Genomic DNA, 25,202 nt, shown 5'->3' on the forward strand with positions numbered 1-25,202 from the left:
TCCGTAGGACTCAGTGGGTGGGCTGCTGCGCCAGGACGGCGAGATGCAGGGCCAGAAAGTTGATCTCCGACTCGGGCAGGGACGCGCCGAGTTCCGCATGCGCCCGGACGGAGACGCGGCGGGCGCGCTCCACCGCCTCGGGGTGGTCCGTGAGTTCGGCGGCGACCTGCTCGTCCGTGACGAACTCCCCGATCGGGGCGCCGCCCAGGAGCCTGGTGAGCGCCATCATCAGATGGCTGGTCAGCATCCCGGCGCTCTCTTCGGTGATGGTCCGGCCCTCGGTTTCCAGGGCCGTCAGCTCCGCGATCACGAAGTCGGCGACCTCCGGTGGGACTTGGCCGCCCTCGCGGAACAGCCGGATACGGAGGGCTAGTTGGTCGTCCATGGGACCTCCTCAACGAGACAGTAACCGGGATTTTGGATTTTGAGCCGGGATGAAGGTCCCCAAGTGCGGAACCGCGATCGGCCCGTGTCAGTACGAAGGAACGCGCTCGCCTCGCAGTACCTCGGACTGCAGCTGTGCCACCTGGGACAGGTCGAGGGCGTCGCGCACCGCGGACAGCGCCTTCGCGCCCTCGGTCCTGCTGATGATCGCCGCGCTGGAGTTGCGCAGCGCCAGGTCCCGGGTGACCTCGTCGCCCAGGGGCAGCACGTCCACTTCCATGCCGAGCCGGCCCTGCACCTCGTCGAGGTTCCAGACGGTGGCGTCCGCCTGGTTCTGCGCGAACAGGTCGCGCAGCTGCATGTACGACGACTCGACCCACTGGATGTCGCTTCGCCCCGCGAAGGCGCGCTCCGCCAGCATGCGCTGGTCCTCCGAAGCGTGGTCGACCGCGACCCGCAGGCCGGGGCTGTCCAGGGAGGCTCCCTCGCGCACCAGGAATCCGTGAGCGCCTACGTAGGTGGCCGGTCCCAGATCGGCGACGAGCGCCAGCTGGTCCTTGTGCTGCTCGACCAGCCCGTCCGCCGCGAGCCGCGACAGAACCACCAGGTCGACCTTGCCTTCAAGAAGGGCGGCCGTACGATCGCCGGCGCCTCGCATGAAGGTGATGGCAAAAGGCGTACCGGCCTCTTCGAAGGCGGCGCGCAAGCCGGTGGCCAGACCTTCGTAGCGGCGTGAATAGGGGAGCGGCATCGCGGCCAGCAGGGTGCCGAGTCCGGAGAGCCGCCACAGTATGGCGCGGTCCGAGCGGACCAGGAAGGTGCCCAGATGGCCCCGGGCGGCGGTGGAGATGCCGCCCGCCTCCTCAAGGAGGCGCAGCGCCGCCTGCACGGTTCCGTTCCCGCAGCCCAGCTCCTGGGCGAAGTCCTTGACGCGCGGCAGCCGCGTGTCCGGCTCGTGGCCCATGAGGAGGACCGCGAGCTGACGGGCCGCGAGGCCGTTGCGCGTAAGGAAGCGATCGTCGAAACCGTTCACAATCCAGACAGTAACCAGGATTCTGGATACTGGCAAGGGTTCGGGATCTGTGCGGTCATAGGCCCAAGGCTCAAGGGCCAGGACGGCGCTCGATCGGCGGCGGACGGCAGGAGGAGAACAGGCGTGGCTGACCCCGTACCCCCGCGCGATCGGACCGATCAGCCCTGGCGCTCCGAGGGCGCGCCCCCGCCGCCGCCCCAGCAGCCGCCCAAGCGCAAGATGCCCGGCGGCTGGGGCGGGCTCATCCTCACGGCCCTGGTCGTCTACCTCATCGCCAACCTGGTGCTGTCGTTCTTCAACCAGGGCGACGAGCCGACGATCTCGTACACCGAGTTCAGCAAACAGGTCGCCGACGACAACGTCACCAAGATCTATGCCAAGGGTGACGCGATCCAGGGGCAGCTCAAGAAGGAGCAGCCCACTCCGGACGGCAGCGACAGCAACGGCAAGAAGTACACGAAATTCACGACGCAGCGACCATCGTTCGCCGACGACGACCTCTGGTCGAACCTGGAGAAGCACGACGTCGTCGTGACGGCCGAACCGGTCGTCCAGGAGCGCAGCTTCCTGTCCAACCTGCTCATCTCGCTCGCCCCGATGCTGCTCCTCGTCTTCCTGTGGATCTTCATCGCGCGGCGCATGAGCCAGGGCATGGGCGGCGCGGGCGGCATGCTCGGCCGTAAACAGCCGCCCAAGCCGGTCGAGTTGGAACCAGGAAAGAAGCGCACTACTTTCGAGGACGTCGCCGGCATCGACGAGGTCGAGGGTGAGCTCAACGACGTCGTCGACTTCCTCAAGAACCCCGACGCCTACCGCAAGATGGGCGCCAGGATGCCGCGCGGCGTGCTGCTCGCGGGCCCGCCCGGAACCGGTAAGACGCTGCTCGCGCGCGCGGTCGCGGGTGAGGCCGGTGTGCCGTTCTTCTCGGCCTCCGCCTCCGAGTTCATCGAAATGATCGTCGGCGTCGGCGCCTCGCGTGTCCGGGAGCTCTTCGCCGAGGCCCGCAAGGTGGCCCCGTCGATCATCTTCATCGACGAGATCGACACCATCGGCAGGGCGCGGGGCGGCGGCAGCGGTATGGGCGGCCACGACGAGCGCGAGCAGACCCTGAACCAGATCCTCACCGAGATGGACGGATTCACCGGCTCCGAGGGTGTCATCGTCATCGCCGCGACCAACCGCGCCGACGTCCTCGACCCGGCCCTCACCCGGCCGGGCCGCTTCGACCGCATGGTCAACGTCTCGCCGCCCGACCGCGGCGGCCGTGAGGCCATCCTGAAGATCCACTCGCGTGAGATCCCGCTCGCCTCCGACGTGGACCTCGCCCAGGTCGCGCGTACGACACCGGGTATGACCGGTGCGGACCTCGCCAACCTCACCAACGAAGCCGCCCTCCTCGCCGTCAAGCGCAAGCAGGAGCAGGTCACCCAGACCGACCTCTCCGAAGCGCTCGAAAAGGTCCAGCTCGGCGCTGAGCGGCCCCTGGTGATGCCCGACGAGGAGCGCCGCCGCACCGCCTACCACGAGAGCGGTCACGCCCTCCTGGGCATGCTCCAGCCCGGCGCCGACCCGGTCCGCAAGATCACGATCGTGCCGCGCGGCAGGGCCCTGGGTGTGACGCTGTCCACTCCGGACGCCGACAAGTACGCGTACACGGAGGAGTACCTGCGCGGCCGCATCATCGGTGCCCTCGGAGGCATGGCAGCCGAACAGGTCGTCTACGGAGTCATCACCACCGGTGCCGAGAACGACCTCGAACAGGTCACCAACATCGCCCGCGGCATGGTCGCCCGCTGGGGCATGAGCGAGAAGGTCGGCCGCCTGTCGGCCCTCCCGAACGACGCCCAGCAGGCGTACGGACTCGCCGCCGCACCCGAAACCCTCGACACGATCGACGGCGAGATGCGCCGCATCGTGGACGAGTGTTACCAGGAAGCGTGCGACAAGCTGCGCGAGAACCGCGACAAGCTCGACGCGCTGGCGGCCGCGCTACTGGAGAACGAGACCCTGGAAGAGGCGCACGCATACCGGGTCGCCGGCATCACTCGCCTCTTTAAGGACTGAACTGGGCGCGTTAAACGCTCAGTTCACGGCGTACGGGCAATCAAGTACCTGAAGACATTGGGCATCCATACGGTGCCGTCCGGGCGCGCATACGGTTGCAGCGCCTCGGTCACCTCCTTGTCCACCTGCGCCAGATCCGTCGCGCTCACGGCCGCGTCGAACAGGCCCGTGGACAGCAGGCCACGCACCGCGCTCTCCGTGTCCGCGTACCCGAAGGGGCACGCCACGCGTCCCGAGCCGTCGGGCCGCAGCCCCGCCCGGTGCGCCACCTCTTCCAGGTCGTCCCGCAGAGCGGGCCGCCAACTGCCCGTACTACGTAGAGGGTCAGCGAGCTTCGTGGCCACCCGTAGGACGGCCGACGCGGTGCAACGCTCCGGAGGACCCCATCCGACGAGGACCACGGGAGCCCCCCGCTGCGCCAACGGCGCCGCGCTCTCCAGAAGCGCGGACAGACCGTCCGAGTCCCCCGCGGTGCAGCCGATCGGCTGGAAGGCGGTGATCAGGTTGTACGGGGGGTCGCCCGGCTCGGCCACGGTGATGCCGTCCGCGCCGCCGTCCGTCAATCGGGCGACCGTGGGCTTGCGCCGCTTCCCGGCAGCGGGCAGCAAGCGGTCCCGGGCGAGTGCCAGACGCTCGGGCTCCGCGGACTCGACGCCTGTCACCGTGGCGCCCCGCGAGGCCGCCAGAAGCAAGGCCAGGCCGGAACCGCAGCCCAGGCCCAGCAGCCGGGTGCCCGAGCCGACCTCCAGCCGCTCGTACACAGCTTCGTAGACAGGTGCCAGCATCCGCTCCTGAATCTCTGACCAGTCACGCGCGCGTGCCCACAGATCCGCGCGCGGCCCACGGGCCGCGTGGGGGAGGAGTCGCCGCACGAGCGTAGGTGTCATCGAAAGTGCCCCAATCCGCCGAGAGATGCCGAGAGTTGTCGCTGTGGTGTGTCGACCGTGTTCGCGCGCTGCTCGCAATCCCCCCGTATGCCAGAGAACTCCGCATCGTCCGTCACGTCTAGGGGGTGTTTGGCAGGTGTGCCGACAATGCCCGCGTGCACCGTCGTGCGCCCCCGGAAAACGGTCCGCGGGCGGGTGCCTGCATCCGGGCGAAAAGGATTCCCGTGCGCCCATGCCCGCGCCGTAGCATGCGCGACATGGCCAAAGCACCTGTTCTCACGCCCCAGGCGGAAGACTTCCCGCGCTGGTACCAGGACCTGATCTCCAAGGCCGAACTGGCCGACAACGGGCCGGTGCGCGGCACGATGGTCATCCGACCGTACGGCTACGGCCTGTGGGAGCGGATGCAGCAGGACATGGACGCACGCATCAAGGAGACGGGCACGCAGAACGCGTACTTCCCGCTCCTCATCCCGCAGTCCTACCTGGCCAGGGAAGCCGACCACGTCGAGGGCTTCGCGCCCGAACTCGCCGTGGTCACCCACGGCGGCGGCAAGGAGCTCGAAGAGCCCGCCGTCGTCCGCCCCACCTCGGAGATGATCGTCAACGAGTACTTCTCCAAGTGGGTCCAGAGCTACCGCGACCTCCCGCTCCTCATCAACCAGTGGGCCAATGTGGTGCGTTGGGAGCTGCGCCCGCGGCTCTTCCTGCGCACGACGGAGTTCCTGTGGCAGGAAGGCCACACGGCGCACGCGACGCGCGAAGAGGCGCGCGACTTCGCGGCACGCATCCACCGGGACGTTTACGCGGACTTCATGGAGAACGTTCTCGCGATGGACGTCATCCTGGGGCGCAAGACGCCCAAGGAGCGTTTCGCGGGTGCCATCAACACCCTCACCCTCGAAGGAATGATGGGTGACGGCAAGGCCCTCCAGATGGGCACCAGTCACGAACTCGGCCAGAACTTCGCCAAGGCGTTCCACACCCAGTACCTGTCCAAGGAGGGCAAGCAGGAACTGGTCTGGCAGACCTCCTGGGGCTCGACGACACGCATGATCGGCGCCCTGGTGATGATGCACGGCGACGACCACGGACTGCGGGTGCCGCCCCGGCTCGCCCCCATCCAGGTCGTGGTGCTCGCGATCAAGGGCGACGAGGCCGTTCTCGCCAAGGTCCGCGAGATCGGCGACGCCTTGAAGGCGGTGGGTCTCCGTGTCCAGGTCGACGACCGTACGGACACGCCCTTCGGACGCCGCGCGGTCGACTGGGAGCTGAAGGGCGTTCCCGTGCGCGTCGAGGTCGGACCCCGCGACCTGGAGAACGGCACCGCCATGCTCGCCCGCCGCATCGCCGGCGGCAAAGAAGCCGTGTCCGTGGACGCCCTGGCCGGGTTGCTGCCCACCGTCCTCGAAGAGGACCAAGCGCTGCTCCTCAAGGAGTCACGTGAGCGCCGTGAATCCCGGACCAGCGACGTCGCGACCATCGACGAGGCCATCGAGGCGGCCGCCGCCGGTGGCTGGGCGCGCATCCCGTGGGCAACCCTCGGCGAGGCGGGCGAGGCGAAGCTCGCCGAGCACGCGGTGTCCGTACGGTGTCTGCTCGCCGCGGACGGGGCGGTGCCCGACGCCGATGACGCGCCCGGTAACGTCGCGGTCGTGGCACGCGCCTACTGAGCGACCTCTGGTCATGCACAAGAGGCGGAAGAGGCCGAAACGTCTCTTGCGCAACTGACTGATACGTACGCCCCGGCGCGAGCGAGTCTTCTACGCGCCGGGGCGTACGTGTTGCTACGCACCACCTTGGTGTGAGCTGTGTGGCTTCTCCGCAGATCAGCGCACCCGCCCTCGTCCGGATGCATGAGCGGCAACTGACTGGTACGTGCAAAATATTTGGGATGCCCCGGAATAGGAACACAGAGGCACCCCGGCTCGTTGTCACGACGTGAGCACGACACCACCTGTTCTCGCCGCAGAGCTGGCAGGGGCGTGGGCCGACATTCAGCGGCACCACCCCGAACTGCCGGATCTTGCCGCGCCCGAATCCCTGATCGGGGAGTCGTCGTCCGCCTGCGGACACGAGCTCTCCTTCGAGCGACTCCTCCATGAGGCAGTCCACGGCATCGCCGCCGCGCGCGGAATCCGCGACACATCGCGCGCTGGTCGATACCACAACCGCAGATTCCTGGCCATCGCCGAGGAGTTGGGCCTCGACCACCCCGAGGAACCGCACCCCAGTAGTGGCTTCTCACTGGTCACGCTCAACTCCGAGGCGAAGCAGCGTTACCGGCAGACGATCGAGCGACTGCAGCACGCCCTCAAGGCGCACACCGTAGCGACCGCCGCGGACACCAAGCGCAGTTTCCGCGGCCCGGCCGCGCGGCACGGATCCTCCGGGGGCGGTGTCCGCGTCAAGGCCGTCTGCGACTGCGGCCGCAATGTCCGCGTCGTACCGTCGGTGCTCGCCCAGGCCCCGATCATGTGCGGCGGGTGCGGCAAGCCGTTCCGCATCCCGGAGGTCGTCGGAGCCGCAGTGGGCTAACTGCCCGGTGACTGGTGGGGCGGCCGAAGGGCCCTTTCCCGCTCGAGCGCAGTTGAGAGCCTGGGGGAGGTTCGGCCGCCCGGCGGCGTATGGCACAATGGCTAGCTGTACTCGACAGTCGCATAGGACCCCTCTCTCCTCCGGCTGACGCGTCCATCGGGCACTCGGGTACCGCAACCCCACGCGGCAATCTCGCCGTGCCCACCCACGTCAAGACCAGGAGACACCACTTCCGTGGCAGTCAAGATCAAGCTGAAGCGTCTGGGCAAGATCCGCGCGCCTCACTACCGCATCGTCGTCGCCGACTCCCGTACCCGCCGTGATGGCCGGGCCATCGAGGAGATCGGCCTGTACCACCCGGTGCAGAACCCGTCGCGCATCGAGGTCGACTCGGAGCGCGCGCAGTACTGGCTGGGTGTCGGCGCACAGCCGACCGAGCCGGTCATGGCCATCCTGAAGCTCACCGGCGACTGGCAGAAGCACAAGGGTCTGCCGGCCCCGGAGCCGCTGAAGGTCGCCGAGCCGAAGAAGGCCCGCCCCTCCTTCGAGGCGCTCGCCACGGCCGACGAGCCCAAGGGTGAGGCCATCACCCAGAAGAAGAAGGCTGAGAAGAAGGACGACACGGCCGAGGCCGCTGCGTCCGAGTCGACCGAGGCCTGAGCATGCTCGAGGAGGCTCTTGAGCACCTCGTGAAAGGCATTGTCGACAACCCCGACGATGTGCAGGTCGCCTCGCGCAACCTGCGGCGTGGGCGCGTTCTCGAGGTCCGGGTCCACCCCGACGACCTCGGCAAGGTGATCGGTCGTAACGGCCGCACCGCGCGTGCTCTGCGTACTGTCGTGGGCGCCATCGGCGGCCGCGGTGTCCGCGTCGACCTCGTCGACGTCGACCAGGCTCGCTGAACAAGTTGAACACCGGCTCGGGCCGGGGAGGGCTTACGGGCCGTCCCCGGCCCTAGTCGTATGACAGGAGAGTTACCGATCGTGCAGTTGGTAGTCGGGCGCATCGGCCGCGCCCACGGCATCAAGGGCGACGTCACCGTCGAGGTGCGCACCGACGAGCCCGAGCTGCGGCTCGGCCCCGGTGCGGTGCTCGCCACCGACCCCGCCGCCACTGGACCGCTCACCATCGCGTCCGGACGTGTCCACAGCGGCCGGCTGCTGCTGCGCTTCGAGGGCGTCCACGACCGGACCGGGGCGGAGGCGCTGCGCAATACGCTCCTGATCGCCCAGGTCGACCCGGAGGAGCTGCCGGAGGACCCGGAAGAGTTCTACGACCACCAGCTCATGGACCTCGACGTCGTCACCGCCGACGGCATCGAGGTAGGGCGCATCACGGAGATCTCGCACCTGCCCTCGCAGGACCTGTTCATCGTGGAGCGGCCCGACGGCAGCGAGGTCATGATCCCGTTCGTCGAGGAGATCGTCACCGAGATCGACCTCGAGGAGCAGAAGGCGATCATCACCCCGCCGCCCGGCCTCATCGACGACCAGGCGGAGATCGTCTCCGAGCGCGACGCGGCCGAGGACGAGTCCGCATGAGGCTCGACGTCGTCACGATCTTCCCCGAGTACCTCGAACCGCTGAACGTCTCCCTCGTCGGCAAGGCACGCGCGCGCGGTCAACTCGACGTGCGTCTGCACGACTTGAGGGAGTGGACGTACGACCGGCACAACACGGTCGACGACACGCCCTACGGCGGCGGCCCCGGCATGGTCATGAAGACCGAACCGTGGGGCGACGCCCTCGACGACGTACTGGCCGACGGGTACGAGAACGGGGCCCAGGGGCCCGTCCTGGTCGTCCCCACGCCCAGCGGGCGCCCCTTCACCCAGGAACTCGCCGTGGAGCTCTCCGAGCGCCCCTGGCTGGTCTTCACGCCCGCACGCTACGAGGGCATCGACCGTCGCGTCATCGACGAGTACGCGACCCGTATGCCGGTCTACGAAGTCTCCATCGGTGACTACGTCCTCGCGGGCGGCGAAGCCGCGGTGCTGGTCATCACGGAGGCCGTCGCCCGGCTGCTGCCCGGCGTCCTCGGCAATGCCGCCTCGCACCAGGACGACTCCTTCGCGCCCGGCGTCATGGCGAACCTCCTGGAAGGCCCCGTCTACACCAAGCCGCCCGAGTGGCGTGGCCGGGACATCCCGGACGTGCTGCTCAGCGGTCACCACGGCAAGATCGCGCGCTGGCGCCGCGACGAGGCGCTGCGCCGCACCGTGCGCAACCGGCCCGACCTGGTCGAGCGCACGGATCCGAAGGCCTTCGACAAGAAGGACCGGGAAATGCTCTCGATCCTGGGCTGGCGGCCCGGTCCCGACGGGCGATTTGGGCCAACGCCCGAAGCCGTGGAAGAATAGGCCGCCGCTGTACGTCCAGCCTGCGCCCCTGCCACAGGGGGAACGACGCCGAGCCCGACGCGATCAGCTACCGAAACTCATCGCATACCCTCCCACCGATGACCTGTGGCATCGGTGAAGAAAGCAGACGATCATGACTCACCTGCTCGACTCCGTCGACGCCGCGTCGCTGCGCAGCGACCTCCCGGCCTTCCGCCCGGGTGACACCGTCAACGTCCACGTCCGCGTCATCGAGGGCAACCGCTCCCGTGTGCAGCAGTTCAAGGGCGTAGTCATCCGCCGCCAGGGCGCCGGCGTCCGCGAGACCTTCACGGTCCGCAAGGTCTCCTTCTCCGTCGGCGTCGAGCGCACCTTCCCGGTGCACACGCCGATCGTCGAGAAGATCGAGCTCGTCACCAAGGGTGACGTCCGCCGCGCCAAGCTGTACTACCTGCGCGAGCTGCGCGGTAAGGCCGCGAAGATCAAGGAGAAGCGCGAGAACTGATCTCGCGCCCGCGAGAGCACCACTCGCGGACGGAGTCACAGCGCGGCCGGATAGCATCTGGCCTCGATGGACACCGAAGCACAGCATGTGGAGCGCGATCGCTCCTCCGAGCCCTCAGAGAGCACCTCAGCGGGCGAGGAGGACCGGTCGCGCTCCTCTTTGCTGTCCGGGGTCGCCGCCTGGCTGCCCGGCGGCCGGGTCACACTCACGCTGCTTGTGTGCCTGGTGTTCCTGTGGGCCTTCGGCATCTTCGTGATGCAGCCCTTCCAGATCCCCAGCGGTTCGATGGAGACCACGTTGAGGGTCGGGGACCGCGTTCTCGTAAATAAGGTGGCGTACCGTTTCGGTGCCGAACCGAGGCGGGGAGACGTCGTGGTCTTCGACGGCAGCGGGTACTTCGGGAACGCCGACTACATCAAGCGCGTGGTCGGTGTGGGGGGAGACCGTGTGACCTGCTGCGACAGCAAGGGGTGGATCGAGGTGAACGGGCGGTCCGTGGACGAGCGCTCCTTGTTGCACGCGGGGGACGCTCCTTCGGAAGTGCCGTTCGACATCGTGGTTCCCGACGGCTCCCTCTTTCTCCTGGGCGACCATCGCAGCGACTCCCGTGACTCCCGTGACTACTTGGGCGCGCCAGGGGGCGGCTTCGTCCCCGTGGACCAGGTGATCGGAAAGGCGCAGTGGATCGGCTGGCCTGCCGGACACTGGCACTCCTTGTCACGTGCCGACGTCTACGCGCGCGTGCCCGCACCCGGCGGTGCCCATGGGTAGGCGCGGCAAGGACCGCTCCGGTCAGCACTCCGACGAGCAACTGCCCACCGGGAGCCGACCCACCAGCGGCCAGCCGTTGCCCGGTCGTGCCGAGCGACGCAAGCTCGCCCGCAAGGTGAAGCGACGCAGAAGGCGCTCCGCGATCAAGGAGATACCCCTCCTCATAGGCGTGGCCCTGCTGATAGCCCTTGTCCTGAAGACGTTCCTCGTACAGGCCTTCGTGATCCCGTCGGGCTCGATGGAGCAGACGATCAAGATCGGTGACCGGGTCGTCGTCGACAAGCTCACCCCGTGGTTCGGCGCGAAGGTCCAGCGCGGTGATGTCGTCGTCTTCCGGGACCCCGGCAAGTGGCTCGAGCAGGAGACCGGCCAGACGAAGGACGCCCCTGTCGGCGTCAAGCAGATCAAGACGGGCCTCACCTGGATCGGGCTGCTGCCGTCCGACAACGAGCGCGATCTCATCAAGCGGGTCGTCGGAGTCGGCGGCGACACCGTGAAGTGCTGTGACGACAAGGGGCGCGTCACGGTCAACGGGACGCCGCTGAACGAGACTTCGTACATCCACCCGGGCAATGCCCCCTCCAAGTTCGACTTCTCGGTGAAGGTGCCCGAGGGGCGGCTGTTCGTGATGGGGGACCACCGCGCCAACTCGGCGGACTCGCGCTATCACCTCACCGAGAAGTTCAACGGGACCGTCTCCGAGAAGTCCGTTGTGGGCCGCGCCAGATGGATCGTGTGGCCCGTCGGGCACTGGTCCGGGCTCGGGGAGCCGGACACGTTCGCGGCGGTGGCCGACCCGCGTGGCTCCGGGTCGACCGCGGCCCCCGGTACGTCGCATAGGCTGGCCACTGCGAACAGCGCCGGATCGAGTTCGATGGCATCGGATTCGGACGGATTGATCCCCCTCCCGACCCCTGCGGAACTCCCGCTCGTTATGGGAATGGTGGGCCTGCATCGCGTAGGGATCAGGCAGCGGCACGGAGTGAGGAGTGGATGTGGGGGACTTGGCGGTCGGCGCACGGTCAGGGCATGGGCCCGAAGAGCAGCCCGGGCGATCCGACGACGCGGCGAGTCCGGCCGTGACGGACCGCGTTCCCGAGGACGGTGACGCGGTGGAGCGGGCACCCGCGGGCGAGGCGGGATCCGGCAGCGACGAGGCGGCGAGCAGGCAGAAGAAGCCCCGCTCCTTCTGGAAGGAGCTGCCGCTCCTCATCATCATCGCCCTCGTCCTCGCTCTGGTGATCAAGACTTTCCTGGTCCAGGCGTTCTCGATCCCGTCGGCTTCCATGGAGAACACGCTGCAGATCGGCGACCGCGTGCTCGTCGACAAGCTCACCCCGTGGTTCGGCTCGGAGCCCGAGCGTGGCGAGGTCATCGTGTTCCACGACCCGGACGGGTGGCTGGAGGGCGAGCCGACCGCGGAGCCGAACGCGGTGCAGCAGGTCCTCAGCTGGGTCGGTCTGATGCCGTCCGCCAACGAGAAGGACCTCATCAAGCGCGTGGTCGGCGTCGGCGGTGACACCATCGAATGCAAGGGCACGGGCCCGCTCAAGGTCAACGGCAAGGCGCTCAACGAGCCGTACGTGTACGCGGGCAACACCCCGTGCAGTGCCGACAACGCGGGCGGAACCTTCAAGGTGAAGGTTCCCGACGGCAAAGTTTGGGTCATGGGTGACCACCGCCAGGACTCGGCGGACTCCCGGTACCACCAGAACGACGCGAACGACGGCTTCGTGCCGGTCGGCAACGTCGTGGGTCGGGCCATCGTCGTCGCCTGGCCGCCCACGCACTGGTCGACCCTGCCGGTGCCGGACACCTTCGACCAGTCGGGCATCAACGCCGCGGCGAGCGCGGCTCCGGGCGCGCTCGGCCTCGCGGGCGCGGTGCCGTTGGTCCTGTGGCGCAGGCGCAAGATCAACCAGCGCCTTACCGACGGGAACACCAGGGTTTCTGCGACCGGTACCGCCGGGTAGGGTGCCGTCCCAGATCGCCGATCTTCCGTGGTCCGTGCCGTTCCGAGGCCGGACCGCGGGGATCGATTTCTCCAACGCGGGGAGCAACTGGGATGAGCAGGACACGTCGTACGGACGAGGGCCACGGCCGGGTCGGCAGCACGCTGTCGGGCATAGCCGTGGCCCTCGGCTGTGTGCTGTTCCTCGGCGGATTCGTATGGGGCGCCATCGTCTACCAGCCGTACACGGTGCCCACCGACTCGATGACGCCGACGATCGGCGCGGGCGACCGGGTCCTCGCGCAGCGGATCGACGGCAGCGAGGTCAAGCGCGGTGACGTCGTCGTCTTCCAGGAGGCCAGCTGGGGCGAGCTGCCGATGGTCAAGCGTGTCGTCGGCATCGGCGGCGACAAGGTCGCCTGCTGCACGGACGGCAAACTGACCATCAACGGGCAGAAGATCGCTGAACCGTATCTTCCGGCCGGCAAGAGTGTGTCGCTCACCGGCATCAAATCCACGACCGTCCCGAAGGGCCGGCTGTTCCTGCTCGGAGACGAGCGCAGCGGATCCCTGGACTCCAGTGTCCACCTCGGCGACGCCGATCACGGCTCGGTGGAGCGCGGCGCCGTGCGGGCCCGCGTGGACGCGGTGGCCTGGCCGCTGGACGGCATGCTGGCGAAGCCCACCGGATTCGAAGCGCTGCCCGGAGGGATCTCTCAGCCGGGTCCCCTCAAGCTGGTCCTGACAGCCGTGATCGCGGGCGCGGTCCTGGTGCTCGCCGGGGCGGCGTACGGGCCGATCGCCAAGCGGTCGAAGCGGCCCCGGACGAGGGCCGCGGAGCCGGTTCGTGCCTGAGCTCGGCCCCGAACTGCGCAAGGTGGCCCGGGTCGTGCTGCTCGACCCGGACGGGCGCGTTCTGCTGCTGCACGGGCATGAGCCCGATGACAGCGCGGACGACTGGTGGTTCACGCCGGGCGGTGGCCTGGAGGGCGATGAGACGCGTGAACAGGCGGCGCTGCGGGAACTCGCAGAGGAGACCGGCATCACCGACGTGGAGCTGGGACCCGTGCTGTGGCAGCGGATCTGCTCGTTCCCGTTCGACGGGCGGCGCTGGGACCAGGACGAGTGGTACTTCCTGGCTCGAACGACCGCCAAGGGGGCACGGCCGGAGATCAACGAGAGCGGCCTGACCGACCTGGAACGTCGCAGCGTCGCCGGAGCGCGCTGGTGGACGTACCGGGAACTGGCCGAGGCGCATGAGACGGTGTATCCGACCAGACTCGTCGAGCTGCTGAACCGGCTGCTCGACGAAGGTCCCCCGAGCCGACCGCTGGTCCTCGACACGGAAATCGTCTAGAGGTCCCAGGGGCTGGCGCACAATAGGGGGACGCACGGCTGAAGGGGAACATGCCATGAGCGCCGAGGACCTCGAGAAGTACGAGACCGAGATGGAGCTGAAGCTCTACCGGGAGTACCGCGATGTCGTCGGGCTGTTCAAATACGTGATCGAGACCGAGCGGCGTTTTTACCTCACCAATGACTACGAGATGCAGGTGCACTCGGTTCAGGGCGAGGTGTTTTTCGAGGTCTCGATGGCGGATGCGTGGGTCTGGGACATGTATCGGCCCGCCCGGTTCGTCAAGCAGGTGCGCGTCCTCACGTTCAAGGACGTGAACATCGAGGAGCTCAACAAGAGCGACTTGGAGCTCCCGGGCAGCTGAGGCGGGCCGAAAATGCTCGGCAAACGCCCCTGGCGGGCGACGGGGTTTTCCACAACCCGTGAGTAGTTCACCAAGATCCACTTCGTGAGAGCCCGTGCGTCAGCGTGGGTGTCGGAGGTGGTGCCGACGTGAACGCACGGGGCGCGATGGGAAAGTACGGCGAGGATCTGGCCGCGAGGCGGCTGACCGACGCCGGGATGACGGTGCTCGCGAGGAACTGGCGCGCGGGCCGAACGGGCGAGCTCGACATCGTGGCGCGGGACGGCGACGCGATCGTCGTTTGCGAGGTCAAGACCCGCAGGGGACACGGCAAGGAGGGCGCGGCCTTCGAGCACCCCATGGCCGCGATCACTCCGGTCAAAGCCCGGCGGCTGCGGCAGCTCGCGGAGCGGTGGGTGCAGGAGCACGGGGGAGCGCCACCCGGCGGCGTCCGGATCGATCTGGTCGGCGTCGTGCTGCCGGAGCGCGGAGCTCCGTGCGTCGAGCACGTGCGGGGGGTGTCCTGATGGGATTCGCGCGTACGTGTTCCGTGGCCCTGGTCGGCGTCGAGGGCGTCGTCGTCGAGGTACAGGCGGACCTGGAGCCGGGCATCGCCGCCTTCACCCTCGTGGGCCTGCCCGACAAGAGCCTCGTCGAGAGCCGCGACCGGGTCAGGGCAGCGGTGGTCAACTCCGGGGCGGACTGGCCGCAGAAGAAGCTCACGGTGGGGCTCAGCCCCGCCTCCGTACCCAAAAGCGGCAGTGGATTTGATCTTGCTGTGGCCTGCGCCGTACTCGGAGCGGCCGAGCGGATCGATCCGCGGGTCCTCGCCGACATCGTGATGATCGGGGAGCTGGGGCTCGACGGGCGGGTGCGGCCGGTGCCAGGCGTGCTGCCGGCCGTCCTCGCCGCGGCCGGCGCCGGGTACGAGCAGGTGGTGGTCCCCGAGTGCACGGTCGGCGAGGCGACTCTGGTGCCGGGCGTCTCCGTCCTCGGGGTCCGCAGCCTGCGCCAGCTCATCGCGGTACTCACGGATGAGCCGGTGCCGGACGAGGACCCGGACGAGCGAGGACGCCCCGATCCGATGCTCTCCGGCCTGAGCATGCCGGGCGGCGGCGCGGGCATGGGGCTCGGCGGGCCGCCGCACGAGGGACACAGCTTCGACCTGGCCGACGTTGTCGGACAGATGTCCGCCCGCACCGCGATCGAGGTCGCCGCCGCGGGCGGACACCACGTGATGCTCTCCGGCCCGCCCGGCGCGGGCAAGACGATGCTCGCGGAGCGGCTGCCGGCCGTCCTGCCGCCGCTCACCCGCCAGGAGTCCCTGGAGGTCACGGCGATCCACTCGGTGGCCGGCATGCTGCCTCCGGGCACCTCGATGATCGACCGTGCGCCGTACTGCGCACCCCACCACTCGGCGACCATGCAGTCCCTGGTCGGAGGCGGGCCCGGGACGGCGCGACCGGGAGCCGTGTCGCTGTCCCACAGAGGAGTGCTGTTCCTGGACGAGGCGCCCGAATTCAGTGGCCAGGCGCTCGACGCCCTGCGCCAGCCGCTCGAGGCGGGGCACGTGGTGATCGCCCGCAGCGCCGGAGTGGTACGGCTGCCCGCGCGTTTTCTGCTGGCACTGGCTGCGAACCCCTGCCCCTGTGGGCAGTACCGGGCCCTGGGCGGTGAGTGCGACTGCCCGCCGGCCGCCGTGCGGCGCTATCAGTCGCGGCTCTCCGGGCCGCTCCTCGACCGGGTCGATCTGCGGGTCGAGGTGGATGCCGTCACCCGTAATGAACTGGCCGGTCACGGGCCCCGGGGCGAGAGCACCCAAGTCGTCGCCGACCGGGTGCGGGCAGCGCGGGAGCGGGCAGCGGCACGGCTCGCGGAGACCCCCTGGCGGACCAACAGCGAAGTGCCGGGGCACGCCCTGCGTACGCGCTGGCCAGCCGCACCCGGCGCCCTGGACGAGGCGGAACTGGATCTGGAGCGCGGCTTCCTGACCGCGCGTGGGCTCGACCGGGTCCTGCGGGTGGCCTGGACCGTGGCCGACCTGGCCGGGCGCGACCGGCCCTTCGCGCAGGACGTGGCGCTCGCGCTGCAGCTGCGGACCGGGATCTCGCGCGGGGTTCCGATGACGATCGGAGTCGGCTCGTGACAGCGGCGCGCGTCCCGGAGGAGGTGCGGCTCGCGCGGGCCCGGCTGACCCGGATCGTCGAGCCGGGCTGGGAGGTGGCGGGGAGCTGGCTCAGGGAGTTCGGGCCGGTGGAGACCGTGCGGCGGATCGACGAGGCGGACGAGGGAGGCGACGAGCCGCCGCCGATGCCTGGGGTGCGGGCCGAGCGCTGGGCCGGGCTTCTCGCGAGAGCGCGTGAAACGCCGCCGCCGGAGCGGGACTTGGCGCGGCTGGAAGGACTCGGAGGGCGCTTCGTGTGCCCGGGGGACGCCGAGTGGCCGGGACAGTTGGACGATCTGGGGGACGCGCGGCCCGTCGGGCTGTGGCTGCGGGGCGGGGCGAGCCTGCGCATGTGGGCGCTGCGCTCGGTGGCCGTGGTGGGAGCGCGGGCGTGCACGGAGTACGGGGTGCGGATAAGTGCGAGCCTCGGGGCTGGGCTGGCCGAGCGCGGCTGGGTCGTCGTCTCCGGTGGCGCGTACGGGGTCGACGCGGCGGCGCACCGTGGCGCGCTCGGCGCCTCGGGAGCCACGGTCGCGGTCCTCGCCTGCGGCGTCGATCGTGTCTATCCGCGCGGACATTCCCAGTTGATCGACCGCGTCGCCGAACAGGGGCTTGTGGTGAGTGAGTTGCCACCCGGCGATCATCCGACACCCAGCCGTTTCATCCTGCGGAACCGGGTGATCGCCGCGCTCACCAGAGGCACGGTGGTCGTCGAGGCGGCCTATCGCAGCGGCGCGCTGGGCACGGCCCGCTGGGCCCAGCGACTGGGTCGGCATGCGATGGGGGTGCCGGGGCCGGTGACCAGCAGCGTCTCCGCCGGAGTGCACGAACTGCTGCGCAAGGAGGGCGTACTGGTGACCGACGCCGCGGAAGTAGTCGAGCTGATCGGGGAGATGGGGGAGCTGGCCCCGGAGCGGCGCGGGCCCGTACTGCCGCGTGATCTGCTGCCGCCGGCCACGGCGCGGGTGCTCGCCGCGATGCCCGCGCAAGGGGTGCGCTCCGTCGCGGAGATCGGCAGAGACGGAGAGGCGAGCGCGGACGACACGATCGGGAGGTTGTACGAACTGCGCTCTTTGGGGTTCGTCGAACGACACGGCGACGGCTGGCAGTTGACACGCCAGGCGATCCGTCCGGTGATTTCGGACGGGGGAGTTCCGTGACGCAGAGTGTTCCGCCGTCCGGATGAACCCCGATGTCCTTGGCAATTCGGGTAGTTGGCGGCGCGACCCGATCACGTACGGGAACGGAAGCGCTTGCGCAAGTCCCCCAACGGAACGTATCTGCGCGCGTACGATCCCATACCCTTCGCACACTGCGACTCTCCAGTCACGCTACGCTCACCAGGATTCGGGTTCGTCCCCTCATTCCGGACTCAGGCAGGCGGTTCGGCACCAGTCACCACCAGACGGGCAAGACGGCATCTTCACCAGCAAAGCGACTCCAGCGACCAGAACCTCGGCCACCCTCCCCGACTCCCTGTCCGACTCACTCGGTACGCAGCAGAACGGCACAAGGCGGCGCATGCCACAGCACACCTCCGGATCCGACCGGGCGGCGGTCCCTCCCGCCGCCCGCGGCTCCAGCGTGCGGCCTCCGGCTCCCTCCTCCCTAGAGGAGCTGTGGAGGTCGTACAAGGCGACCGGCGACGAGCGGCTGCGGGAGCAGCTGATCCTGCACTACTCGCCGCTGGTGAAGTACGTCGCCGGCCGGGTCAGCGTGGGGCTTCCGCCCAATGTCGAGCAGGCCGACTTCGTCTCGTCGGGCGTCTTCGGGCTGATCGACGCGATCGAGAAGTTCGACATCGAGCGCGAGATCAAGTTCGAGACGTACGCGATCACCCGGATCCGCGGGGCGATGATCGACGAGCTACGGGCCCTGGACTGGATCCCGCGGTCCGTGCGGCAGAAGGCTCGCAATGTGGAGCGGGCCTACGCGACGCTGGAGGCCAAGCTGCGGCGCAGCCCCTCGGAGACCGAGGTCGCCGAGGAGATGGGCGTGGCGCTGGAGGAACTGCACGCCGTTTTCAGCCAGTTGTCGCTGGCCAACGTGGTGGCGCTCGAGGAGCTGCTGCACGTCGGCGGTGAGGGCGGCGACCGGCTCAGCCTCATGGACACCCTCGAGGACCGTGCGGCGGACAATCCGGTGGAGGTCGCCGAGGACCGGGAACTGCGGCGGTTCCTGGCGCGGGCGATCACGACGTTGCCCGAGCGGGAGAAGACTGTGGTGACGCTCTACTACTACGAGGGCCTCACCCTCGCCGAGATCGGCAACGTGCTCGGGGTCACCGAGAGCCGGGTCAGTCAGATCCATACGAAGTCGGTGCTGCAGCTGCGGGCGAAGCTGGCCAGTTTCGGCCGGTGAGCGGCCTGAGACCGCTGGCGGAGGCGAATCGTCCCTGCCGTGCGGACCGCGTCGGGTGGCCGGTGCGACTCCCGTCCCGGGCGGGGCGTCCGTAAAGTGGAGACGTGCCAAGGATTCGAGCGGCCTCTGTGGCCGAGCACCGGTCGATGCAGCGCGGCGCCCTTCTGGACGCGGCGCGTTCCCTGCTGTCCGAGGGCGGGACGGAGGCGCTGACGTTCCCCGCGCTGGCCGAGCGGACGGGGCTCGCGCGGTCGTCCGTGTACGAGTACTTCAAGTCCCGCGCCGCAGTGGTCGAGGAGCTGTGCGAGGTCGACTTCCCGGTGTGGGCCGCCGAGGTCGAGGACGGCATGGCGCGGGCAGCTACGCCTGAGGGCAAAGTCGAGGCGTATGTGCGGGAACAGTTGGCCCTGGTCGGGGACCGGCGGCACCGCGCTGTGGTGGCGATCTCCGCGAGCGAGCTGGACGCCGGGGCTCGGGAGAAGATCCGCGCCGCCCACGGCGGGCTCGTCGCGATGATCGTCGAGGCGCTCGCGGAGATGGGGCACGAGCAGCCTCGGCTCGCCGCGATGTTGTTGCAGGGCGTGGTGGACGCGGCGGTGCGGCGGATCGAGCTCGGGGCCGCGGAGGATCCGGGTGTGATCGTGGACGCGGCCGTGGGGATGGCGTTGCGGGGTATTCAGGGCTGAGGCCCGGTTCGCTCCTCGATGCCGGGGCTGTTCAGCAAGAGGCCGTTCGTCGTAGCGCCGTTCGTCATAGCGCCGTTCCCAGTAAGGCTGTTCCGCGTGAGGCAGCTGCTGCGGACGTCCGTCGAGGAGTTGCTCGGCGCTCAGAGTCGGCTCTCGCCCGCTCGGTCTTCCCAACGGTCGGCGGAGCGCCAGAGGCCGGGCTGGGGCCATCCCCATACCGGCAGCAGCCTCGCCGGGTCACGGTGCAGTTGCGACGGGTCCAGCAGCGACAGCGGGTCCAGGTACGTGGCGCCTCTCAGCAGGCCCCAGTGCAGGCACGAGGGGGAAGCGGGCGGGCAGTGCCCGGTCGGGAGTTGCAGAACGCCCACTGGGTCGCCCGGCGCCACCTGCGCGCCTTTCTCGACCATCGCCGTCACGGGTTCGTATGTCGTGCGCAGGGGCGGATTCCCGGTGCCCGCCAGTTCCACCGACAGCACGCCCCGGCCCGCCACATCGCCCGCGAACACGACCCGGCCGGCCGCGACCGCGCGGACCGGGGCGCCGATCGGGGCTGCCAGGTCCACGCCACGATGGCCGGGTCCGTAGGGAGTCGCCGGCGGGGCCCAGGGCCGTACCACCGCCGGGCGGTCGCCCACCGGCCAGAACCGGGAGCCTGCCGCGAGCGCACGGTGAGGCAGGGCGCAGACAAGCAGAGTCAGCGTCACGCAGAGTAGTTTTCTCATGGCTCCGACGATCCACGGACGAGTGGATTTCGGGGGATCATGGCCGGGAAACGTGGAGTACCGGGCGGTTGTGGACAGCGGCGTCACCCCCTACCTCGCGGGTCCCGTACACTTCATGTGGCGATCCGGGCCACCGGATCGACTTCGCACGCCCCAACACAGAGCCTTACCGGTTCGGTGTCAGCGTCCTTCGGTCCCGTACTCACGTACGCGGCAGGCGCGCAGCGGGGCGTCAGGAAACAACCGAGAACACACAAGGAGTACGGCCATGGCCGTCGTCACGATGCGGGAGCTGCTGGAAAGCGGCGTCCACTTCGGTCACCAGACCCGTCGTTGGAACCCGAAGATGAAGCGCTTCATCTTCACGGAGCGCAACGGCATCTACATCATCGACCTGCTCCAGTCGCTGTCGTACATCGACCGCGCCTACGAGTTCGTCAAGGAGACCGTCGCCCACGGCGGCACGGTCATGTTCGTCGGCACGAAGAAGCAGGCGCAGGAGGCGATCGCCGAGCAGGCGACCCGCGTCGGCATGCCCTACGTGAACCAGCGCTGGCTGGGCGGCATGCTCACCAACTTCTCGACCGTCTACAAGCGTCTGCAGCGCCTCAAGGAGCTTGAGCAGATCGACTTCGAGGACGTCGCCGCGTCCGGTCTGACCAAGAAGGAGCTTCTCGTGCTCTCGCGCGAGAAGGCCAAGCTGGAGAAGACCCTCGGCGGTATCCGCGAGATGTCCAAGGTTCCCAGCGCCGTCTGGATCGTGGACACCAAGAAGGAGCACATCGCGGTTGGTGAGGCCCGGAAGCTCAACATTCCGGTCGTCGCGATCCTCGACACCAACTGCGACCCCGACGAGGTCGACTACAAGATCCCGGGCAACGACGACGCGATCCGCTCCGTCACCCTGCTCACCCGCGTGATCGCCGACGCCGTCGCCGAGGGCCTCATCGCCCGTTCCGGCGCTGCGACCGGCGACCAGAAGCCGGGCGAGAAGGCCGCCGCCGAGCCGCTCGCCGAGTGGGAGCGCGACCTGCTCGAGGGCGAGAAGAAGGCCGACGAGAAGGCTGAGGAGGCCCCGGCCGCCGAGGCTGCTGCCGCCGAGGCCCCCGCTGCCGAGGCGCCCGCCGCCGAGGCTCCGGCCGCTGAGGAGGCTCCGGTCGCCGAGGCCGCCGCCACCGAGGCTCCGGCCGCGGACGCCGAGCAGGCCTGACCCGTACGGGTACCGGGATCAACACCGGTTTCATGAGGTGACGGCGGGGGCCATTTCGGCCCCCGCCGTTCACCCGTGACCTTCGACTTCAGACTTCGTAGAGAGAAAACCAGGATCATGGCGAACTACACCGCCGCTGACGTCAAGAAGCTCCGCGAGCTCACGGGCGCCGGCATGATGGACTGCAAGAAGGCGCTCGACGAGGCCGACGGCAGTGTCGACAAGGCCGTCGAGGCCCTGCGCATCAAGGGTCAGAAGGGCGTCGCCAAGCGCGAGGGCCGCTCCGCCGAGAACGGTGCCGTCGTCTCCCTCATCGCCGACGACAACACCTCCGGTGTCATCGTCGAGCTGAAGTGCGAGACGGACTTCGTCGCCAAGGGCGAGAAGTTCCAGTCGGTCGCCAACCAGTTGGCCGAGCACGTCGCCAAGACGACCCCCGCCGACCTCCAGGCGCTGCTCTCCTCCGAGATCGAGGCCGGCAAGACCGTCCAGGCCTTCGTCGACGAGGCCAACGCCACGCTGGGCGAGAAGATCGTCCTGGACCGCTTCGCGCAGTTCACCGACGGTTACGTGACCGCGTACATGCACCGCACGATGCCCGACCTGCCCCCGCAGATCGGTGTTCTTGTCGAGCTCGACAAGGAGAACGCCGAGATCGCCAAGGGCGTCGCGCAGCACATCGCCGCCTTCGCGCCGAAGTACCTCTCCCGTGAGGACGTTCCGGCCGAGGTCGTCGAGTCCGAGCGTCGTGTCGCCGAGGAGACCACCCGCGCCGAGGGCAAGCCCGAGGCCGCGCTCCCGAAGATCGTCGAGGGTCGCGTCAACGGGTTCTTCAAGGAGGCGACGCTGCTCGGTCAGCCGTACGCCCTCGACAACAAGAAGTCCGTCGAGAAGGTCCTCCAGGAGGCCGGTGTCACCCTGAAGCGCTTCTCGCGCATCAAGGTCGGCATCTGAGTCCGTACCGCGACAGCCGCGAGACCCCGCTAGGGTCGACAGCAGCCGTCCGGGTACGCGCCGGACGGCCGCAGATGTGACGAGGAGGCCATTGCCGCGCATGGGTTGCGAACACCCCACCGGCAGTGGCCTCCTTCGTATGTGCACCACGAGGAGAACTCCATGACCACCACCCAGGCCGACAACGGTGACAAGAGCGACGACGGCAAAGGCGCGGGCCGCTTTCTGCTGAAGCTTTCCGGCGAGGCGTTCGCCGGGGGCGGGGGTCTGGGTGTCGACCCCGACGTGGTGCACGCGATCGCCCGGGAGATCGCGGCCGTGGTCCGCGACGGGTGGCAGATCGCGGTCGTCATCGGCGGCGGCAACTTCTTCCGGGGCGCCGAACTGCAGCAGCGCGGCATGGACCGGGCCCGCTCCGACTACATGGGCATGCTCGGCACCGTCATGAACTGCCTGGCCCTCCAGGACTTCCTGGAGAAGGAAGGCATCGACAGCCGCGTGCAGACCGCCATCACGATGGGCCAGGTCGCCGAGCCGTACATCCCGCTGCGCGCCGTGCGCCACCTGGAGAAGGGCCGCGTCGTCATCTTCGGCGCCGGTATGGGCATGCCGTACTTCTCCACGGACACCACCGCCGCGCAGCGCGGCCTGGAGATCGACGCCGAGGCGCTCCTCATGGGCAAGAACGGCGTGGACGGCGTCTACGACTCGGACCCGAAGACGAACCCCGAGGCCGTGAAGTTCGACGCGCTCAACTACAGCGAGGTCATTACGCGCGACCTGAAGGTCGCCGACATGACCGCGATCACTCTGTGCCGCGACAACAAGCTGCCCATTCTCGTCTTCGAGCTGTTGACGTCGGGCAATATCGCCCGGGCCGTCAAGGGTGAGAAGATCGGGACGCTCGTGGGCGACCAGGGCACCCGCGCCTGAACCTCATGTCCGTACGGGCCTTCGCGAGGGCCCGCGAGGGATGGACAATGTCCTGCCGGTCGGACACCGTGCAAGGACACCGCAGGAAACCGCGCGGGAAACAGACACGCGACGCAGCCGGCCGCCCCCGTGCAAGCCGGGCCTCACTCAAGACACGCAGGAGCAAGTGGTGATCGAAGAGACCCTCCTCGAGGCCGAGGAAAAGATGGAGAAGGCCGTCGTGGTCGCCAAGGAGGACTTCGCCGCGATCCGCACCGGTCGTGCGCACCCGGCGATGTTCAACAAGATCGTGGCCGACTACTACGGCGCACTGACGCCGATCAACCAGCTGGCCTCGTTCTCGGTTCCCGAGCCGCGGATGGCCGTGGTGACCCCGTTCGACAAGAGCGCGCTGCGCAACATCGAGCAGGCGATCCGGGACTCCGACCTGGGCGTCAACCCGAGCAACGACGGCAATATCATTCGAGTGACGTTCCCCGAGCTCACCGAGGAGCGCCGCCGCGACTACATCAAGGTCGCCAAGAGCAAGGCGGAGGACAGCAAGGTGTCCATCCGTTCCGTCCGTCGCAAGGCCAAGGAAGCCATCGACAAGGCGATCAAGGACGGCGACATCGGCGAGGACGAGGGCCGTCGCGGCGAGAAGGAACTGGACGACACCACCGCCAAGTACGTCGCCCAGGTGGACGAGTTGCTCAAGCACAAGGAAGCCGAGCTGCTCGAAGTCTGAGCCAGCGCGGAACATCGAGGTTCGAGGAATCCGTGAACGACTCTTCCTGGGGGACGCCGTCCGAGCCCGGGTACTGGGGGCCTGCCGGCCAAGGGCCCGCCTACGGTCAGGGGCCCTCGTACGACCAGGGGCGCGCCCCGGCGGGTCCCGCGTACGAACGGCACGCGGTTGAGGAGACTCGGCCCATGCCTATCGTGCCCGATATGCCCGACGTGCCCACTGGTGGTGGGGACGGGGACCAGGACGTCGACCCGGGGGCCGCTCGGCTGAGTGGCCCCCTGTTCCGCGACGAGACGACGACCCCGCAGACGCCGCCGGAGCCCATGCCCGGCGCCGCGCCGCAGCCTGCCCCGGCCGCTTCTTCGCAGCCGCAGCCGCAGCCTTCCGTGCCGAAGCAGAAGAAGAGCGCCGGCCGGGACCTCGGGGCGGCCATAGGAGTCGGCGTCGGGCTCGGCGTGGTGATCATCGCGTCGCTGTTCATCGTCAAGGCCGTGTTCGTCGGCGTGATAGCGGTCGCCGTCGTCGTCGGCCTGTGGGAGCTGACCTCGCGGCTCGATGAGCGCAAGGGCATCAAGGCTCCGCTCGTGCCGCTCGCCGTCGGCGGGGCGGCGATGGTCGTCGCCGGATACGTCCGCGGCGCCGAGGGCGCCTGGGTGGCGATGGCGCTGACCGCGCTCGCCGTCCTGGTGTGGCGGATGACCGAGCCGCCCGAGGGCTATCTGAAGGACGTCACGGCGGGGGTCTTCGCCGCGTTCTACGTACCGTTCCTCGCGACCTTCGTGGCGATGATGCTCACCGCGGACGACGGGGCCTGGCGCGTCCTCACGTTCCTGATCCTCACCGTGGTCAGCGACACCGGGGCGTACGCGATCGGCTGGCGGTTCGGCAAGCACAAACTTGCGCCGCGCATCAGCCCCGGCAAGACCCGCGAGGGCCTGGTCGGCGCCGTCACGTTCGCGATGGCGGCGGGTGTGCTGTGCATGGAGTTCCTTGTGGACGACGGCACCTGGTGGCAGGGTCTGATCCTCGGCTTCTTCGTGGCCGCGAGCGCGACCCTCGGTGACCTGGGCGAATCCATGATCAAGCGGGACCTCGGCATCAAGGACATGGGCACCCTGCTCCCCGGGCACGGGGGCATCATGGACCGCCTCGACTCACTGCTGCCGACCGCGCCGGTGGTGTGGCTGCTTCTGGTGCTGTTCGTAGGGTCCTGAACGGGATCCTGAACCGGCCTCCCGGATTTTGCCGATCCGGTACGGGCCCCCGCCTTCTGG

The 25,202-nt window shown here is 69.0% G+C and carries 28 protein-coding genes; 24 read left to right on the plus strand and 4 right to left on the minus strand.

What is annotated here, in order from left to right:
* Positions 1-10: 10 nt before the first annotated feature.
* Entirely contained in the window at positions 11-385 is a 375-nt protein-coding gene (locus tag AB0J02_RS27580) for a PRD domain-containing protein (protein WP_363196466.1), read from the minus strand.
* An 87-nt stretch (positions 386-472) separates the two neighbouring features.
* Positions 473-1,417, minus strand: coding sequence for a GntR family transcriptional regulator YhfZ (gene yhfZ / locus AB0J02_RS27585; RefSeq protein WP_363196467.1), 945 nt, complete (start codon positions 1,415-1,417; stop codon positions 473-475).
* Positions 1,418-1,540: 123 nt separating this feature from the next.
* Here yhfZ and ftsH point away from each other — a divergent pair, with 123 nt between their 5' ends.
* Positions 1,541-3,481 (plus strand): ATP-dependent zinc metalloprotease FtsH, encoded by a 1,941-nt coding sequence (gene ftsH, locus AB0J02_RS27590; protein ID WP_363196468.1) that lies wholly within the window; start codon positions 1,541-1,543, stop codon positions 3,479-3,481.
* A gap of 23 nt (positions 3,482-3,504) precedes the next feature.
* Here ftsH and AB0J02_RS27595 read toward each other — a convergent pair whose 3' ends face one another.
* Positions 3,505-4,368 (minus strand): SAM-dependent methyltransferase, encoded by an 864-nt coding sequence (locus tag AB0J02_RS27595; RefSeq protein ID WP_363196469.1) that lies wholly within the window; start codon positions 4,366-4,368, stop codon positions 3,505-3,507.
* A gap of 257 nt (positions 4,369-4,625) precedes the next feature.
* Between AB0J02_RS27595 and proS the strand changes: the two genes are divergently transcribed.
* From proS to AB0J02_RS27685, 18 genes are all read left to right on the plus strand, one after another.
* A complete protein-coding gene (gene proS, locus AB0J02_RS27600) occupies positions 4,626-6,041 on the plus strand; it encodes a proline--tRNA ligase (RefSeq protein ID WP_363196470.1) in 1,416 nt (471 codons plus the stop codon).
* 268 nt (positions 6,042-6,309) lie between these two features.
* Entirely contained in the window at positions 6,310-6,906 is a 597-nt protein-coding gene (locus tag AB0J02_RS27605; protein ID WP_363196471.1) for a hypothetical protein, read from the plus strand.
* 234 nt (positions 6,907-7,140) lie between these two features.
* Complete coding sequence (gene rpsP, locus AB0J02_RS27610; RefSeq protein WP_363196472.1) at positions 7,141-7,566, plus strand: 30S ribosomal protein S16; 426 nt, start codon at positions 7,141-7,143, stop codon at positions 7,564-7,566.
* A gap of 2 nt (positions 7,567-7,568) precedes the next feature.
* On the plus strand, positions 7,569-7,808 hold the full coding sequence (locus AB0J02_RS27615) for an RNA-binding protein (RefSeq protein WP_324767399.1): 240 nt from the start codon (positions 7,569-7,571) through the stop codon (positions 7,806-7,808).
* An 81-nt stretch (positions 7,809-7,889) separates the two neighbouring features.
* Complete coding sequence (gene rimM / locus AB0J02_RS27620) at positions 7,890-8,447, plus strand: ribosome maturation factor RimM (RefSeq protein ID WP_363196473.1); 558 nt, start codon at positions 7,890-7,892, stop codon at positions 8,445-8,447.
* On the plus strand, positions 8,444-9,265 hold the full coding sequence (gene trmD / locus AB0J02_RS27625) for a tRNA (guanosine(37)-N1)-methyltransferase TrmD (protein WP_363196474.1): 822 nt from the start codon (positions 8,444-8,446) through the stop codon (positions 9,263-9,265). The genes rimM and trmD overlap by 4 nt, the downstream gene beginning before the upstream one ends.
* A gap of 133 nt (positions 9,266-9,398) precedes the next feature.
* Positions 9,399-9,749, plus strand: coding sequence for a 50S ribosomal protein L19 (gene rplS / locus AB0J02_RS27630; protein WP_363196475.1), 351 nt, complete (start codon positions 9,399-9,401; stop codon positions 9,747-9,749).
* Positions 9,750-9,815: 66 nt separating this feature from the next.
* Positions 9,816-10,520 (plus strand): signal peptidase I, encoded by a 705-nt coding sequence (gene lepB, locus AB0J02_RS27635; protein ID WP_363196476.1) that lies wholly within the window; start codon positions 9,816-9,818, stop codon positions 10,518-10,520.
* A complete protein-coding gene (lepB, locus tag AB0J02_RS27640; RefSeq protein WP_363196477.1) occupies positions 10,513-11,628 on the plus strand; it encodes a signal peptidase I in 1,116 nt (371 codons plus the stop codon). Before lepB (AB0J02_RS27635) ends, lepB (AB0J02_RS27640) begins: the two co-directional genes overlap by 8 nt.
* A complete protein-coding gene (gene lepB, locus AB0J02_RS27645; RefSeq protein WP_363196478.1) occupies positions 11,516-12,493 on the plus strand; it encodes a signal peptidase I in 978 nt (325 codons plus the stop codon). The genes lepB (AB0J02_RS27640) and lepB (AB0J02_RS27645) overlap by 113 nt, the downstream gene beginning before the upstream one ends.
* Before the next feature lie 92 nt (positions 12,494-12,585).
* Positions 12,586-13,326: a signal peptidase I gene (gene lepB, locus AB0J02_RS27650; RefSeq protein ID WP_363196479.1), complete on the plus strand. Its 741-nt coding sequence runs from the start codon at positions 12,586-12,588 to the stop codon at positions 13,324-13,326.
* On the plus strand, positions 13,319-13,828 hold the full coding sequence (locus tag AB0J02_RS27655; protein WP_363196480.1) for an NUDIX hydrolase: 510 nt from the start codon (positions 13,319-13,321) through the stop codon (positions 13,826-13,828). The genes lepB (AB0J02_RS27650) and AB0J02_RS27655 overlap by 8 nt, the downstream gene beginning before the upstream one ends.
* A 55-nt stretch (positions 13,829-13,883) precedes the next feature.
* A complete protein-coding gene (locus tag AB0J02_RS27660; RefSeq protein WP_005311352.1) occupies positions 13,884-14,192 on the plus strand; it encodes a DUF2469 domain-containing protein in 309 nt (102 codons plus the stop codon).
* Between the two features lie 146 nt (positions 14,193-14,338).
* Positions 14,339-14,698 (plus strand): YraN family protein, encoded by a 360-nt coding sequence (locus AB0J02_RS27665; RefSeq protein WP_363196568.1) that lies wholly within the window; start codon positions 14,339-14,341, stop codon positions 14,696-14,698.
* Positions 14,698-16,317: a YifB family Mg chelatase-like AAA ATPase gene (locus tag AB0J02_RS27670; RefSeq protein ID WP_363196481.1), complete on the plus strand. Its 1,620-nt coding sequence runs from the start codon at positions 14,698-14,700 to the stop codon at positions 16,315-16,317. Before AB0J02_RS27665 ends, AB0J02_RS27670 begins: the two co-directional genes overlap by 1 nt.
* Positions 16,314-17,495 carry a DNA-processing protein DprA gene (gene dprA, locus AB0J02_RS27675; RefSeq protein ID WP_363196482.1) on the plus strand — a complete coding sequence of 394 codons (1,182 nt, stop codon included), beginning with the start codon at positions 16,314-16,316 and terminating at the stop codon, positions 17,493-17,495. Before AB0J02_RS27670 ends, dprA begins: the two co-directional genes overlap by 4 nt.
* Before the next feature lie 361 nt (positions 17,496-17,856).
* Positions 17,857-18,696, plus strand: coding sequence for an RNA polymerase sigma factor WhiG (whiG, locus tag AB0J02_RS27680; protein WP_363196483.1), 840 nt, complete (start codon positions 17,857-17,859; stop codon positions 18,694-18,696).
* 128 nt (positions 18,697-18,824) lie between these two features.
* The gene (locus AB0J02_RS27685) at positions 18,825-19,382 is read left to right on the plus strand and encodes a helix-turn-helix domain-containing protein (RefSeq protein ID WP_363196569.1); all 558 of its coding nucleotides are present in this window, start codon (positions 18,825-18,827) and stop codon (positions 19,380-19,382) included.
* A gap of 140 nt (positions 19,383-19,522) precedes the next feature.
* On the opposite strand, the gene AB0J02_RS27690 is transcribed toward AB0J02_RS27685, so the two are convergent.
* Positions 19,523-20,080, minus strand: coding sequence for a M23 family metallopeptidase (locus tag AB0J02_RS27690; protein ID WP_363196570.1), 558 nt, complete (start codon positions 20,078-20,080; stop codon positions 19,523-19,525).
* A gap of 292 nt (positions 20,081-20,372) precedes the next feature.
* Between AB0J02_RS27690 and rpsB the strand changes: the two genes are divergently transcribed.
* The 5 genes from rpsB (at position 20,373) to AB0J02_RS27715 (ending at position 25,142) form a co-directional block, all read left to right on the plus strand.
* Positions 20,373-21,314, plus strand: a complete 942-nt coding sequence (rpsB, locus tag AB0J02_RS27695; protein WP_363196484.1) for a 30S ribosomal protein S2 — start codon at positions 20,373-20,375, stop codon at positions 21,312-21,314.
* Between the two features lie 117 nt (positions 21,315-21,431).
* Positions 21,432-22,268, plus strand: a complete 837-nt coding sequence (tsf, locus tag AB0J02_RS27700) for a translation elongation factor Ts (protein WP_363196485.1) — start codon at positions 21,432-21,434, stop codon at positions 22,266-22,268.
* A gap of 162 nt (positions 22,269-22,430) precedes the next feature.
* A complete protein-coding gene (pyrH, locus tag AB0J02_RS27705; RefSeq protein WP_363196486.1) occupies positions 22,431-23,201 on the plus strand; it encodes a UMP kinase in 771 nt (256 codons plus the stop codon).
* Between the two features lie 169 nt (positions 23,202-23,370).
* Positions 23,371-23,928, plus strand: coding sequence for a ribosome recycling factor (gene frr, locus AB0J02_RS27710; RefSeq protein ID WP_353944974.1), 558 nt, complete (start codon positions 23,371-23,373; stop codon positions 23,926-23,928).
* Between the two features lie 32 nt (positions 23,929-23,960).
* A complete protein-coding gene (locus tag AB0J02_RS27715; protein ID WP_363196487.1) occupies positions 23,961-25,142 on the plus strand; it encodes a phosphatidate cytidylyltransferase in 1,182 nt (393 codons plus the stop codon).
* Positions 25,143-25,202: the final 60 nt, after the last annotated feature.

Source organism: Streptomyces sp. NPDC050264 (genome assembly GCF_040655895.1).
Classification (GTDB): domain Bacteria; phylum Actinomycetota; class Actinomycetes; order Streptomycetales; family Streptomycetaceae; genus Streptomyces.